The organism is Cephaloticoccus capnophilus, assembly GCF_001580045.1.
Lineage (GTDB): Bacteria > Verrucomicrobiota > Verrucomicrobiia > Opitutales > Opitutaceae > Cephaloticoccus > Cephaloticoccus capnophilus.
Genome location: NZ_LSZP01000045.1, coordinates 1 through 14,813, shown reverse-complemented (window position 1 = coordinate 14,813; position 14,813 = coordinate 1). Strand labels below are relative to the sequence as shown.

The window sequence follows — 14,813 nt, the reverse complement described above, 5'->3', positions numbered from 1 at the left end:
CGCGCGATAGCGCGATGAGAAATCCCAAATTGAACGGGTGCAGGCACAGCCTGCCGCCCCACGCGTAGTGGCGGTCAGTGAATGCGGTTTCCGAGCTGCTGTGTCTCTCCCGCCAGCTCCGCAGTGCGGGGCTCACTGCGCGATGTTGTAAAGCGCGAGTGAGGTGCCGTCGATGCGGTTGAGTTCGGCCATTGCCGTGCGGAGGTTGACTTGGGCTTGGAGTTCGGCGACGCGGGCACTTTCGAGGTCGTCTTGTGCTTCGAGAACGCGGCGGCTGGTGGAGAGCCCGGCGTCGAAGCGGGCGCGTTCGAGTTCGTATTGGCGCGTGCTCAACTCGGTCGCTTTGCGCGAAATGGAAACGGAGGCGAGGTTGGTCTCGACGGAGCGGACGGCGGAGCGGACGTCGAGCGCAAGGTTTTGCTCGATTTGGCGAAGGCGGGTTTCCTCTCGGCGCAGGGTGTTGAGCGCAGTGTTGTAGCGGGCGCGCTCGGCGCGTAGCCCCCAAGGGAAGCGGAGCGCGAGGTCGAGTTGCCACGAGTAGCCGTCGCCATCGGGCAGGCGGTTGTAGGCGCGGTTGAGGCTGGCGTCGCGGGTGTTGTAGCCGCCGGCGGCGTTGAGATCGAGTGAGGGCAGGCGGTTGCGGCGCGCGGTGCTGAGGTCGATCTGGAGCTGTTTAATGGATTCGGTGGCGGCGCGGTATTCGGGCTGCTGTTTGAGGGCGAGCGCGTAGGAAATCGCGTAGTCGGGGCTAAAAGTCGCTGTCGGCGGCAGCGAGACTTCGCCGAGAGCTTCATCAAACTCGAATTGGCCGATGAGGTTGAGGAGCCGGTCTTCGGCGTCGCGCACGGTTTGCTCAGCGAGGAGGACGCTGCGGCGGGCGTTTTCGACACCGACCTCGGCCTGGAGAACGTCGAGGTTTGTGGCGACACCGGTGCCGAGGCGGGTGGTGTTTTCGGCGAGGAGGCGTTGGGCGAGGTCGAGGCTCTGGTTGCGAACTTTCAGGCTCTCGCGGGCGTAGACGAGGGAGTAGTAGGCGGCTTCGGTGTCGCGCACGACTTGGAGGATGCGTGCGGTGGTGTTGAGGGAGGCGATCTCGGTGCCGAGTTCGGCGCGGCGGATTGAGGCGAGGGCAACGCGGCTACCTGCGCCGCGAAGCAAGGGCTGGGAAACGCTGAGCGAGAGGTCAGCGGTGTAGGCCGGGTTCATCAGCGCAAAGGCGTTATTCGTGCCGCGCCGGTTGAGGCTTTGCGAGAGGGAGAGGGTCGCGCCGGTGGGGATTTTTTGCGAGACGCCAAGTCGGGTGCTGAAGTTGTCGTTGCGCGTGCCGACGAGGCTGGTGTCGGCGTTGTCGGCTTGGCTGGCAGAGCGCCCCGTCGTGAGCGTGAGTGCGGGGTCGTAGTCGGCACGGGCGATTGTGAGCGATTCAAGTGCGTTGGCCGCGTCGAAACGCTGGATGGCGAGGCCGAAGTTTTTATCAAGCGCGCGCTCGATGCAGGCTTGGAGCGTGAGGGGAGCGGTGCTGCCGGGCGCAGACTTTGCCAGCGCGGCTTGTGCGGGAGAGAGTGGCAGAAGAGCGACGGAGAGCGCGAGTGCGGCGAGTTGTGCGAAAGCGCGAGGAGTGAGGCGTTTGAGGTAAGTGGGGGCGGGCAAGAGGCGTTGCATAGGACGCGGGGAAGACGGTAGCTGGCCGCGGGAGTTTCAGCGGACTTTTAAGCTTGGGGCAGCTTTTGCGTTGAGGGGAGTTGCCTGTAGTTGGCAGGGACACTGCGGATCAGCTCGCCGGGTTTTTGCTAGGGTCTGTTCCCGTTTCAAACGCGAGCCGCGCTGCTGCTTACGGCGCAGCCCGAAGGGACGGGGCATCTGGCTCGCGGCTCGCCACTCACGTGTGCTGCGTACGCTCGCCGCTGCGTTACTCGTCGCTCATTTGCATGAGCAAACTTCGCTTCTCGTGCCTTGCGGCGCACAAAATCTGCCTCCGTCGCCGCCACGTTTGAAACGGGAACAGTCCCTAATGGCTGAAGGGGAAGGGGGCGCGTTAACTTGGCCTTTGGAAGGCAGGGAGGATTACTAATTTTGTGATAAAACTCCGCTTTGGGAAATATCCTGCGTGACTTTTTGAAAAGAGGCGACATCGGCAGGGGGGCTCTTAGCCCTACATGAGTTCCCCCGCCGCTATCCCCGTTCCGGCTCCTCTTCTGCAAGGAGAGGCAGTGCCCCAGAATGCGTCGCCGAAGATGCCGACATTATTGCGGCATAATCTGCGTTATTGCTCGCTCGACGGCATCGCCGCGATGCCGATTGCGGTGCTCGGCCAGCCGGGAAATGTCGTGCTGGCTTCGCTACTTAGCGGGCTGTTTGGGCTGTCGCCGGCGCATTACGGGCTGATCATTTCGCTGCCGTTTTGGTTCAATTTTTTACAAGTATTGGTGACGCCTCGGCTTTCTCAACAAATGGACGCGCGGCGGCTGTGTATCGTCACGGCCTGGCTGCATTTTTCGGGTTGGGCACTGCTAACCGCAGCACTGCCCTTCATTCCGAGAGCGGATACGCCGCTGACGCTGGGCGTTTTCTTTGTCGGGTTTAGCATCATTTCCTTTGCCGGCGCGGTAAATGGAGTGACTTGGAATGCTTGGATGCAGGACGTGGTGCCGCAGCGTCTTCGGGGGAAGTATTTTGGTATGCGTAATCAGGTGCTTCAGGTGTCGATGATAGTATTTTTACTCTCAGTTTCGGGGCTCACTGCGCTGCTACAGGGCTCACTGGGCGCTTACATGTTGCTCTTCGGGTTGGCACTCGGCGTGCGAGTTTTGTCGATTTTCGCCATGCAGCGGATGGCGACGCCGGGCGAGGCAACCGTGGGCGTGGCGAGTCCTGGGCTTGGGGCTCAGTCACGCCTAGGATGGGCGGAGCAGTTGCAGGTTTTGTGGGCCGATAAAGGGCTAATGCGCTTCATCGGCTTCGGAGCGTTAATGGCATTTTTCGTCAACCTGTTCGGCCCCTTTTATCCGATTTTTATGTATGAGGAGTTGGGGCTTAGCGTAGCGCGGGCCAACTGGATTTTACTTTTCATACCGGTAGGAGCGGCGGCGTCTTTCCCCGCGTGGGGCCGTTTATTGGATCGCTATGGGAATATCCCGGTGATGATTGTCACGCTGGGGCTTGGGCAGCTTTTTAGCCTTATCTGGTGCGTGATCGATCAGACGAATCTATGGTTGCTGTATCTAGTGGCGGCAGCGGCCGGAATGTTTAGCGCGGGCTATGGGGTGGGGCTTTTTGCGTTGATGCTTAAGTTGATGCCACCAAGTGCACGTACCCTCGGTGTGGCACTTTTTATTTCTCTCTCGTCGCTTGCAGCGGCGGCTGCTCCCCCGCTCGGCGGCTATTTGATTACTTGGGCGAAGGATTATGGTTTTGATGCGCTTGCGATTTATCGGATGGCCTTTGCGGTAAGCCCTATTGCAAGTATTTTCGGAATACTGATTTTGCGGCGTGTGCGCGAGGAGAATGCGGCCCGGGTGGGCGAGGTTGTTGGGGCAATGCGCAACGTGCGCACAGTGACGGCGCTCTTTGGCCTATCCTTTCTCGTAAACCAAGTTTTCTACCGAAAAGTGGGGCGCCGCCGCCGTGGCTAGCCCCGCTTAACGCGACTCTTAGGTAGAGTACTGAAGAAAATAAGGTCCGGAGCTGGGGCATTCTATTTGCTTTTAATAAGGTCAAAGACCACTATTTGCTCCTCTGGATATTCGATTAAAATATCGTTATCGTATATGTCGGAAGGGTCTACACCTGCTGCATTTAGTAATGCCAATGTTCCCGCTCCGGGCTCGGACCAGAGTAGAAGATAGTCGGCCACGGGGTTGATATAACCACTATCGGTTTCTCTTACGATTTCGACAAATGGGTAGCTATTTCTATTAATGTAAAAATTTAAGGGCGGTATGAATGCGTACTCGGCTTGAAGCGTTACTAGTTTGTTGTTTGACTCTCCAATTTTGTTTATGGCCTTTAATATTTCTTCGTTGTGTGCATCGAAATCCCATGTAGTGGTTTTATAAGTATTGTGGTTTATTATTAAGTTAAGCGAAAATCCCAATACTACCAGTAGGGAAATAATTGTCCTTACGTACTTATTGATATTTCTTAAGGAATAAAATAGACAGAAGATGAATAGGGGATAGAAGAATAGGGCTACTCGATCTATGGGGTATTTAATTCCGGCTAGATAATGGGCAGACGTAATCAGTAAAATGATTAGGGCTGTTATTGCTATGAAGAAATTTTCTGAGTGGTGAGTATGTTTTTTTCTAGAGCGGAGGTAGGATATTAATATGCAGCCTATTAAGACTACTATGAGTGTATTTAGTATAATGTAGACTTCGGGAGCGGTTTCTTGCCTGTAGTTTTTCGATAAAGAATGTTGTGTCAAAGTAACTAGGGTGTCGCTATAGAAACTGTCAGTTCCTCCATAATACAGTTCGCCGTAAATTATTAACCTTGATAGGGGCATTCCTATAAGGAGTAGGGTGGATAATCCAATAAACGCACTTTGTTTGAGTGATATTCTGAGAAGTTCCTTGTTTTTCTTTAAATAGGTCGATAGATTTAGTATTAGTATCAAGGCCGAGAAAAAGTAAATCATCGAGAAGACCGCCCATACCGAGAGGGCTCCAAGAATAAGGCTCTTAGAAAGGGTTGACGGGGAAAATGTCTTTACATTTTCTGAAGCAAAATAAAGTGCTCCAAGCATGAAAGATAAAGATAGTCCGTAGCCTCTTGCTAGGGAGAAAAACTCAAGCAGGAATGGATTACTAGATAGGAGGAAGAAGCAGCCTAAGCCTATAATGCCAGATAGGTTCTTAGATGTTATTTTATAGCCAAAGTATAGGTATGGGATAAAAGAAAGCAGGCTGGGTAGTCTGGCGATGAATAAGGAGTCGTTTCCTGTCAGGAATAACAATTTTATTAGAATTGTATATGGAATATGATTATTAGCGATGACAATAGTGAAGAGGACTCTAAGGAAGGAATAGTTGCTGATCTCAATCGTGGCTGCCTCATCGTGTGTCACTCCTACGTTAATTGCTCTGATCAGCACATAGGTAAAGAAGATCGCGCTTATTAGGAGGTAGCCTAGTTTTAGCTTTTTTTTATTCATCTATAGGGGAGGATTAACTTCGACTTCTTTCCGAGTAAAATCAGGCGGGATTGTTGGCTTATGGGGCTTAACTACGAAAGAAGCCTCGTTTCAAAACGAGGCTTCTTTATGGTGCACCGTGTGTGCGGTATGCACTGCTGCGCAACTAGATCACACTCACTTACACGATTTCGTAGGTGGGGAGACGTTTTTCGACTTTGGTTTTTTGGAGTTGGGCGTAGGTCGGCAGGCCGTTTTCGTGCGGTACGGCGACTTCGCCTTGGATTAGCGGTTGGGCGTAGCGGGCGAATTGGAAGTTCATGCTGACGCCGTCTTCATTGATCCACTCGGGGGGGAGGAGTTTTACGCCGTTGGCGATGTCGCTGAGAGGGGCGAGGCCGGTTTCGCAACTGTAGGCTTCGGTCTGACCGCGGACGAGGGTGACCATTTTGTCGGTCTCGCCGTTGATGGCAGCGATGACAGCGGCTTGACCTGCGAGGTAGGCTTCGTCGGCGTCCGTTTTGGACGCGGCGTGGGCGGCGGCGCGTTGGACGAGGCCGGGTTTGGCGACGCGGACTTTCACGCCGGGGAGTTTGCCTTCGATAATGGAGGCGAGGGCGTCGCCTGCACCGCCGAGCTGGGCGTGGCCGAAGGCGTCGGTTGCGGTGGAGGCGGCGATGTAGTTGCCATCGGAATCGACGAGGCCTTCGGCGACGACGATAGAGCAGAATTTCTCGCGTTTGAGGACTTTAGCGACGTCGGCCAGCACCTTTTCTTGGTTAAAGGGGACTTCGGGCAGGAGAATGAGGTGCGGCGGGTCGTGTGGGTGGTCGCGGCGTTTGGCTAGTGCGGCGCCGGCGGCGATCCAGCCTGCGGAGCGGCCCATGACTTCGATAATGGAGACGAGGTCGCCTTGGCCCATCGCTTGGCTGTCGCAGGCGACTTCGCGGACGGTGGTCGCGAGGTATTTGATGACGCTGCCGTAGCCGGGGCAGTGGTCGGTGACGGGGAGGTCGTTATCGATGGTCTTGGGCACGCCGATGACGCGCAGTTCGTAGCCCTGGGCTTGTGCGAGTTTGGAAATCTTATCGGCGGTGTCTTGCGAGTCGTTGCCACCGATGTAGAAGAAGTAGCGGATGTTGTGTGCCTTGAACACTTCGAGGACGCGCTCGAAGTCTTGCTGCTTTTTGAGTTTGTAGCGGCAGGTGCCGAGGGCCGCCCCGGGGGTGTGGCGCAGGGCGCGGATTTGCTGCTGGGACTCGGCGGCGAGGTCGATGAAGTCTTCGTTTAGGAGGCCGAGCACGCCGTTTAGGGTGCCGTAAATTTCGTCGATGCACTCGTGGTTGAGTGCTTCGGCAATCACACCGGCGACGCTGGCGTTGATGACAGAGGTGGGGCCGCCGGACTGGCCGACTAGGACGTTTCCTACGAGTTCAGACATGATGGTGGTAAGTATGGGTAGTTCTGGAAAATTGAGGGCCGAGCGTGTGGAGCGGCGAGCGACACTGGCAAACTTAATTAATGAGCGTGGTTTGCTGCGTTGTGCACGAAAGTGACGCGAGACTTTGGGCATGATGTTCCGCGAAGTTTTCCCCCAAGAGACTGCGTAAAACAGGCCCACTGATGGGAGAGATTACTAGGGGAGGATATGCGCATTTTTATGACTCTATATGCGCCCTCCCTATCCCCATGCCAGTCGATGTCAGAGGTCACAGACCTCCACTGCGCGTGGAGCGGCAGCGTGTCGCTGCACCCATTTACCGACCGCTTGGCTGCCGTGCATGAGCACGGCGGCCAAGCGGTCGGTAGAAAGGAGCCCAAACTTGGAGGCGGAAGTTTACTGGTGATTTTTCCCACCTCGCCCAAACGGGTTATCTCTCTACTTCCCCCTTACTTGTCGCAACGCGACAAGGGAAGGGATTTCAAATTTGGGAATTGGTTTCGTCGCGAAGCGACGGAGCCAATTCCCAAATTAAACGGGTGCAGCGACACGCTGCCGCCCCACGCGCAGTGGGAAGCGTTATCCCGCTAGCAAGGCCAGAGGCGGCATGGCTCAGCGCTAGAGCAGTTTCATGGGGGCGTAGCGGGCTGCGCCTTTGTGGGCTTTGGCGAGGGCGCGTGAGGTGGCGACGAAGTGGTCGACTTGGGCGGGCGCGGCTCCGACGAAGCGGTGCGCCTCTGCCAAGATTTTTCGCAACGCAGTCTCGCTCAGCCCGAGTCGGGCATCGCCCGCGAGCCGCTCGACGAGGTCGGGGGCGCTCGCAGTGTCGCCTTCGCGCAGGGCGCGCGCAGCGGCGAGGGCGTGCTCCTTAATCGCTTCGTGCGCGGTTTCGCGTCCGGCCCCGGCTTTCACGGCTTCCATAAGAATAGTCGTGGTGGCGAGAAAGGGGAGTTGGCGTGCGTTTTCGGCGGCGATTGCGGCGGGAAAGACGGTCATTTGCCCAAGCACGTTGAGCCAGGTTTCAAGGAGCCCATCGATGGCGTAGAAGGCATCGGGCAGGGCGACGCGGCGGACGACCGAGCAAGACACATCGCCCTCGTTCCATTGGTGTCCGGCGAGCCCGGCGCACATGGTGACGTAGCCGCTGAGGATCGTAGTGAAGCCACAGATACGCTCGCAGTTGCGTGCGTTCATTTTGTGCGGCATGGCCGACGAGCCAACTTGGCCTTTTTGGAAGCCTTCGCTGAGCAGCCCTTGCCCGGCCATGAGTCGGAGCGTGGTGGCAAAGCTGGCGGCGGCGGCGGCGATCTGGTGGAGCGCGGTGACCACCTCAAAGTCGAGGCTGCGCGGGTAGACTTGGCCAACTGCGCTGAGCGCGGCCTTAAACCCGAGGTGTTTGAGAATGCGTTGTTCGAGTTTTTGCGTTTTCTTAAAATCGCCGCCGAAGAGCGTGAGTTGGTCGAGCTGCGTGCCGACTGCGCCTTTTAGCCCGCGCACCGGGTAGCGTCCGAGCAATTCGCCCAAGCGGGTAAAGGCACTGAGGAGCTCTTCGCCAAACATGGCAAAGCGCTTGCCGAGTGTGGTGGGCTGGGCGGGGACGTTGTGCGTGCGGCCTGTGAGCAGTTGGTCGCGGTGGGTGGCGGCTTGCGCGGCGAGCCGCGAGAGTGCGGCAGCGGCCTTGAATTGGACGAGGCGCAGCGCGCGCAGGACTTGGAGTTGCTCGACGTTTTCGGTGAGGTCGCGGCTGGTGAGCCCGAGGTGGATGAACTCGCGTCCCGCGAGACCAGAAAACTCCTCAATCCGCGCCTTTACGTCGTGGAGCGTGAGTCGTTCGCGGGCGTCTATGGAGTCGAGGTCGATTTGCGATTTTACGCGTTCGTAGTCGGCAATCGCGGCGGCGGGAATCGCTAGCCCGAGCTCGCGCTGCGCCTTCATGACGGCGATCCAGAAATCGCGCTCTAGGGCGATGCGGCCCGTGGGCGACCATAGGGCCTTCATAGTGGGCGAGGCGTAACGCTCGGCGAGAACGTGGGTGATGGGTGAGGGCGCGGGAGTAGGAGTGTGGGCGGCGTTCACGGCGGAAGAGATTGGGCCAAGACGCCGTGCGAATCGCCACCAAACAAGGAAAAACGCTCAGCTATTGGGCGAATGTCTGCCCTTCGTTTATCGGCGGCTTCCGCTCACCGGGAGGCGTACGCCGTTCTTTGTAGGGTATTCGTAAAATCACTACTTTGTTTTTTGTGGCGAGTAGGGCGGCGGTTTCGCTGCTGTTTGTGACGCCCCATTCCCCTCTTTATGCGCAATTTCTTACGTTCCCTGACAGAGCGGTTTTTCTCGCCGGGTGCCCTCGTCATTTTCGCGCTCGCGCTGATAACGACGGTAGCCGTCACCCTCATTCCGGCCAGCGAGCCGCGAGGGATTCAGTTTTGGGTAGTGGCTAGGCAGCAGCGCGATTCCTACGTGGAAAAGATTGCCGAGTGGAACGGCTCCCACTCCGAGGGCCCCTTTGCGATGACGCTCCTCCACGACCGCTCGCTGGAGCAGCGGATGCTCGCGGGTTTTCTCTCGGGGACGCCGATGGCCGATCTTCTCGAAATGCATGAGGGCGTCTTCCCCAAAGCGTTTCTGGGGCCAGTCGATCAGATCGGTTTTTTGGACATCACCGAGCGGCTTCACGCCGAGGGGCTTTACGAGCAGATAAACGAGCCGTCGTTTTCCCAACAAATCTCGCGGGGACGGCATTTTGGGCTCCCGCACGATGTGCATCCGGTGCTGCTCGCCTACCGCGCCGACCTCGTTGAGGCGGCTGGAATTACCGATGCACAGATTTCGCAAATCGAGACTTGGGACGATTATTTTAGGGTGATGCGCCCGTTGATGGCCGACCGTGACGGCGATGGCCGGCCCGACCGCTATTTGCTTAACCTTTCCGATATGCGTGAGGACATCATCTCGATGCTCGTCCTCCAAAACGACGGGGAGATCTTCGATGCGCAGGACCGCCCCATTTTCGCCAACGAGCGCAACGCCGAGACGCTCGCGCGTATCACGCCGTGGCTTACGGGGCCGGAGCGCGTGAGCTTCGATGTGGCTTGGTTCACCGCTGCCGGACACAAGCAAATCCTCGACGGACTCGTCGTCGGCTCAATGGTGCCGGACTGGCTGCTCGGGTTGTGGAAAATCGAGAACCCGCAACTCGCCGGTAAAATAAAGCTGATGCCCTTGCCGGCATTTGAGCGCGGTGGGCGGCGCACCAGCACGCGCGGCGGCTCAATGATTGGCATAAACAAACGCAGTGCGCACATTGAGGAGTGCTGGGAGATGGCCAAGGCACTCTACACCTCTGCCGAAATTGCCGAGCAGACTTGGGAAAAAACGATGATCCTCTCGCCGGTAAAAACGCTGTGGGATGAGCCCTTTTACCACGCGCCCGATCCCTTCGTCAGCGGCCAACGCGTAGGCACGCTCTTTATCGAGCAAGCCCCGCATGTGCCACTGCGGCCCTCCTCGCCCTACACCAATATCGCCTACGCTTACCTCTCTAACGTGGCGATGGGCCTGCGCAGCTACGCGGAGAAACACGATTGCTACGACCCGGAAGTGCTCAAACCCGAAGCCCTGCGCCTGCTCCACTACTACCAAGACCGGCTCGAAAAACTCATCTCTCGAAACGTGTTTCTGGAAGAGGAATGAGCCTCCCAGCCCTCTCTCTGAGCTTCCACTGCGCGTGGTGCGCAGCCGCAGGCTGTTTTATTTGGCGGCGGGCTCGTTGGCCCGCCGTCCATCGCTGCACCCATTTACAGAGCCGCTTGATTGCCGTGCATTCGCACAGCAGCCAAGCGGCTCTGTAGAAAGGACCACAAACTTGGAGGCGGGAGCTTATTAGTGATTTTTCCCACCTCGCCCAAACGGGTTATCACTCTACTTCCTACTCCCTGTCGCAACGCGACAGGGGGAGTGCTTTCAAATTTGGGAATTGGTTTCGTCGCGAAGCGACGAGGCCAATTCCCAAATTGAACGGGTGCAGCGACACGCTGCCGCCCCACGCGCAGTGGAACTCCCGTCCTCAACGCTGGCACTTTGGGCAGTAATAAGTCGCACGTTGGGCCTGCACGATTCGCCTAATCGGGGTTTGGCAAGTGTGGCAGGGCTGGCCTGCGCGGTCGTATACTTTCGCGTGAGCGTCAAAGTAGGCACCGGGTTGACCGGAGGCATTGACGTAGTCGCGTAGTGTGCTTCCGCCGGAGTCTAGCGCGTTTTCCAACACCGCCTGTATCGCTGCGTGCAGCCGCTCTACTCGCCGTGTCGATAGCCGTCCGGCGGGTGTCAGTGGGTGGATGCCTGCGCGAAACAGCGATTCGCAGGCATAGATATTACCCACGCCGACCACGATTTGCCCGCCCAGCAGGGCCAGCTTTATCGCCTGCTGTTTGCCGCGAATCCCGCGCTGCAAATGCGACGCCGTAAACGCTTCGCCTAGTGGCTCGACTCCCAAGTGTGCCAGCAGCGGGTGGGTCTCGACCGGCCCTTGTTGGGCATCGTGCCAGAGCAGCGCCCCAAAGCGGCGCGGGTCGTGCAGTAAGAAACGGCTCTCATCAAAGCACCACTCCACATGGTCGTGTTTACGTCGTGGCTCGGAGAGTGACACACGACGCAAAGAGCCGGACATGCCCAAATGGACCAGCAGGCAACCGTGATCAAAATGCAGCAGCAGGTATTTGCCTCGCCGGTCGCAGCGTCGCAGCACCTGCCCACTCACCCGCCCGGGTAAATCTGCTGCGATCGGCCAGCGCATGCGCGACTCATGCACGATGAGTTGGCGCAATACGTGGCCGCTCATAAACGGCGCAATACCGCGTCGGGTGGTCTCGACCTCGGGTAACTCGGGCATGCGGGCACTTAGGGCGGACTCCCGTCGGCACACAAGCCGGAGCGCGTGCGCTCGCCGCTTGCTCGAAGTCCTGAGTCGGCCGCCCCTGCGTCAGCAGCGAAGAGGGCGGCTACTGTGAGTAAGGCGTCGCGTGAGCGTGCTCGGCTACACGCAGCAGCGGGTGACCATCTCGCCCAGCACCTGTTCCTGCTCGCGAGGGCGGCTGATCGTCTCCTCGAAGGCGGTGATGAATTCCTGCTGATTATCGATTAGGCGGCGCAAGCTCGGGAGCCCTCCTGCGCGTCCGGGGCCGCTTCCCGCGCTCGCGAGCTTGCCGACGTAAAAAGGGTGCTGGGAGAAGAGATTGAAGGAGTTCTTCTCGCTCGCGCCGATAAACTTCGCGGCGTAGCGGCTCTTGGCAGCGGGGAGTCCTTCTAGTCCGCGCTGCCCGAGCTGCGCGTCGCCCGCGTCGATCAGGGTGCGGATCTGGATTAGCAGGCGATTGCGATTTTGGAGTGCGGCGAGAATGGGCCGTGCGTCGCCGCCCGCGAAGAAATGCCGGCGCAGCGCAGCAAGCGTCCATTGCAAGTCGCCGCTAAAAAACGCCTCCGCCGTCTCGAAAAACTCGCCCTCGGCGACGTTGGGCGTGAGTTCGGCGACGTGCGCTTCCTCAATCGTCACCGTGTTGGCGGAACCCGTGTGGGCGTTTTGGCCGGAGGCATGACTTTCGGCAGTCTCGTCGTCGCTATCGCTGCCCGCTTCGACGAAGTTTGCGAGCTTGTGCAGCTCTTCGACGATTAGCCGCGTGTTGCTGCCGATGCGTGCGAGGAGCAGCGCGCTGGCATCGGGCGTGATGCTTACGCCGAGGGCGGCGGCTTCGCTGCGGATGACACCGAGCAGGGCCGCTTCGCCGCCGTCTTCCTTGTCGTCGATTAGGGTGAAATGGGCGGTCTTTTCGCACCACTTGGGGAAGGCGCGGCGGCGGTCGACGGGGGCGGCGGTGATGAGCAGCGCGGTTTCCTGCGGGTTAATCGCGGCGAGGATTTCCCTAAACTCGTCGAGCAGCGCGAGGGTCGAGTCGGCGCGGCCTGTCACGGAGTCGGCGAGGAAGTTGACGTCCTTAAGCCACACGACACGCCGCTCTCCTCCGCCAAACATTGAGACTGTTTGCACGCTGTCGCGCAGCCGATAGATGCTCGCGCGCACTTCGTCTACGTTGTTGGCAAAGCCGCTCAAAACCTCCCTAGCAAACTCGTCTTGTGAGTCGCCGACCATTGCGGCGAAGCGCTCCTTGCCTAGGCGGTCAACCAAAAAGTCGTCACTGCCGCAGATAAAGGTGAAGGGTTTTTCCGAAGCCATTTTTAGGAAAACTTAGTTTTGGCCGATGCGGCGAAAAAGTAGGGCGGCGAGCCCGAGGCAGAGTAAGTTGGGCAACCAGAGGAGTAGGTCGGGGCGGAGCTCGGGGCTGCGGTCTAGCCAGTTAATCGCCACGGTGAGGAAGTAGTAGCCGAGCGAGAGAGCGACGGCGATGCCGAGATTGGCGGAGGTCTCGCGGCGCGAGATGCGGATGCCGAGCGGAATCCCGATTAGGGCAAAGGAGAGGATGGCCAGCGCGTTTTGCTGCTTTTCTTGGATAACGAGCCGTAGCTCCATTTTTTGTCGCAGGCCTTCAGGTGTGGCGTTCTGTGAGATTTCGGCGGCGCGGCGGCGCAGCTCTGAGTAGCTTAGCCACTTGAGCTTTTGGCGGACGCTGCGGCGTGCAAAAATCGAGTCCAGCGGCAGGCGCACTTGCTCGGTGCGCTCGAAGGTGCCGACGAGCGGCGGCTTGGAAAAGTCTTCGGGGTTGGCGCGGTCGCGCGACTCGACTTGCACGTGGTGTAGGCTGAGGAGCAGTGCGTTGCCCTCCTCGTCGAAATCGAACTGGCCGTTTTCCGCGTGGACGATGCGGTGGACGCGTTGTTGGGCGTCGAGCTCCCAGAGCCAGAAGTCGCGAAGTTGCGCCCCCTCTTTTTCGCCGACGTAGACCACGAAGCCCGGGAAATCGCGGATAAAGGTGCGCGGGATGATGAAGCGCAGCGGATTGGCGCGGACGGTTTCGGCGAGCTCGTGCTGGTAGCGGGTGCGGGCGCGCGGCATTGCCTCGAAGTTGAGGTAAAGCCCTAAACCTGAGCCGAGGAGCCCGAGGGCGAAAATCGCGCGGGAAAGCCGCCAGACGCTGATGCCCGCCGCGCGCATCGCGGTGATCTCGCTGTCCGCCGAGAGTCGCCCGAGCGTGAGGAGCACCCCCGTGAGAATGCCCATCGGCAGCGCGTAGGCCGCCACGTAGGGCACGAGCAGCACGAGCAGTTTCAGGAAGACGAGTGCAGGGAGTTGGCCCGCGAGCACGCCGCCGAGGAGGTCGCGAATCGCATTCCCGAGCAGTAGCACGAACCCGAAAAGCCCCACCGCCGCGAGGCAGGCACCGAGCACATGGCGAAAGAGGTAACGATCGAGTAAGTTCACAGTCGAAGACTGGTTCTAGCGGGCGGGCCCTCGTTGGCGGGCCCGTCAAATTTGCGGGCTGACATCTGTCTGCATTACGGGGGCGCATGTCGAGCAGTCTCGAAAAAGGGGCGAGGACTGCTCCCGTTTCAAACGTGGCCGCGCTAACATGCTTTTTCCCACTACGCGTGGGGCGGCAGGCTGTGCCTGCACCCGTTCAATTTGGGATTTCGCATCGCGCTATCGCGCGAAAGCGAAATCCCAAATTTGAAAGCACTCCCCCTGTCGCGTTGCGACAGGGAAGGGGTGAGGGAAATGGGGAGAGCCCTCCGGTTTTCCGAAACGGGAAGAGTCACGGACAAATCCACGTCCCAAAGCTTGGGTTCCTTTTTACAGAGCCGCTTGGCTGCTGTGCGAATGCACGGCAACCAAGCGGCTCTGTAAATGGGTGCAGCGACACGCTGCCGCCCCACGCGTAGTGGGAAAAAGCGTGTTAGCGCGGCCATGTTGGAAACGGGAGCAGATTTTAGGAAAATCTACTTATTTTAGCGCGGAGCCTGCGTAGTGCTTTTTGGCAGTTTCGCCCAAAGGGAGCCGTTTTAGATCGCGGCATGCAATTTTTCCGCTCCACCAACCTCTGTATTCTCATCGCTCTAGTGGTATTTCTGGTGGACTTGTATTTTAGCCGCTAAGAACGCTGGCGGGACTGCTTACTCGTTGATTTCTTACTCGTTGTAAAGTGCTACGCAGCGGCTTTGTGTATGCGTAGTGAGTAAGGACGGGATTTCATCGTCACACGATGAGAAACTTCCGCCTTCTTGGTTTTTTATATGTAGCGCTCTTTAACTCGAATATACTATTTTCTACCCCCCCCCCCCCCCCCCCCC

9 protein-coding genes are annotated in these 14,813 nt (G+C 58.5%); 2 read left to right on the top strand and 7 right to left on the bottom strand.

Annotation, left to right across the window (positions count from 1 at the left end; genetic code table 11):
- Positions 1 to 132: 132 nt before the first annotated feature.
- Positions 133 to 1,662 (bottom strand): TolC family protein, encoded by a 1,530-nt coding sequence (locus tag AXK12_RS05635; RefSeq protein ID WP_068712354.1) that lies wholly within the window; start codon positions 1,660 to 1,662, stop codon positions 133 to 135.
- A 572-nt stretch (positions 1,663 to 2,234) separates the two neighbouring features.
- On the opposite strand from AXK12_RS05635, the gene AXK12_RS05630 reads away from it, so the two are divergent.
- Positions 2,235 to 3,632, top strand: a complete 1,398-nt coding sequence (locus tag AXK12_RS05630) for an MFS transporter (protein ID WP_231863556.1) — start codon at positions 2,235 to 2,237, stop codon at positions 3,630 to 3,632.
- 62 nt (positions 3,633 to 3,694) lie between these two features.
- Here AXK12_RS05630 and AXK12_RS05625 read toward each other — a convergent pair whose 3' ends face one another.
- The 3 genes from AXK12_RS05625 to purB form a co-directional block, all read right to left on the bottom strand.
- A complete protein-coding gene (locus AXK12_RS05625; RefSeq protein WP_068712350.1) occupies positions 3,695 to 5,155 on the bottom strand; it encodes a hypothetical protein in 1,461 nt (486 codons plus the stop codon).
- 160 nt (positions 5,156 to 5,315) lie between these two features.
- The gene (locus tag AXK12_RS05620; protein ID WP_068712420.1) at positions 5,316 to 6,575 is read right to left on the bottom strand and encodes a 6-phosphofructokinase; all 1,260 of its coding nucleotides are present in this window, start codon (positions 6,573 to 6,575) and stop codon (positions 5,316 to 5,318) included.
- Positions 6,576 to 7,193: 618 nt separating this feature from the next.
- Positions 7,194 to 8,651 carry an adenylosuccinate lyase gene (gene purB, locus AXK12_RS05615; RefSeq protein WP_082782684.1) on the bottom strand — a complete coding sequence of 486 codons (1,458 nt, stop codon included), beginning with the start codon at positions 8,649 to 8,651 and terminating at the stop codon, positions 7,194 to 7,196.
- A 219-nt stretch (positions 8,652 to 8,870) separates the two neighbouring features.
- Here purB and AXK12_RS05610 point away from each other — a divergent pair, with 219 nt between their 5' ends.
- Positions 8,871 to 10,268, top strand: a complete 1,398-nt coding sequence (locus AXK12_RS05610; RefSeq protein ID WP_068712346.1) for an ABC transporter substrate-binding protein — start codon at positions 8,871 to 8,873, stop codon at positions 10,266 to 10,268.
- 373 nt (positions 10,269 to 10,641) lie between these two features.
- Here AXK12_RS05610 and mutM read toward each other — a convergent pair whose 3' ends face one another.
- The 3 genes from mutM to AXK12_RS05595 all read right to left on the bottom strand — a co-directional run bounded on the left by mutM (position 10,642) and on the right by AXK12_RS05595 (position 13,947).
- Entirely contained in the window at positions 10,642 to 11,466 is an 825-nt protein-coding gene (mutM, locus tag AXK12_RS05605) for a bifunctional DNA-formamidopyrimidine glycosylase/DNA-(apurinic or apyrimidinic site) lyase (RefSeq protein WP_068712344.1), read from the bottom strand.
- A 144-nt stretch (positions 11,467 to 11,610) separates the two neighbouring features.
- Positions 11,611 to 12,804: a DNA polymerase III subunit delta gene (holA, locus tag AXK12_RS05600; protein ID WP_068712342.1), complete on the bottom strand. Its 1,194-nt coding sequence runs from the start codon at positions 12,802 to 12,804 to the stop codon at positions 11,611 to 11,613.
- 12 nt (positions 12,805 to 12,816) lie between these two features.
- The gene (locus AXK12_RS05595; RefSeq protein ID WP_082782683.1) at positions 12,817 to 13,947 is read right to left on the bottom strand and encodes an LptF/LptG family permease; all 1,131 of its coding nucleotides are present in this window, start codon (positions 13,945 to 13,947) and stop codon (positions 12,817 to 12,819) included.
- Between the last annotated feature and the right edge of the window lie 866 nt (positions 13,948 to 14,813).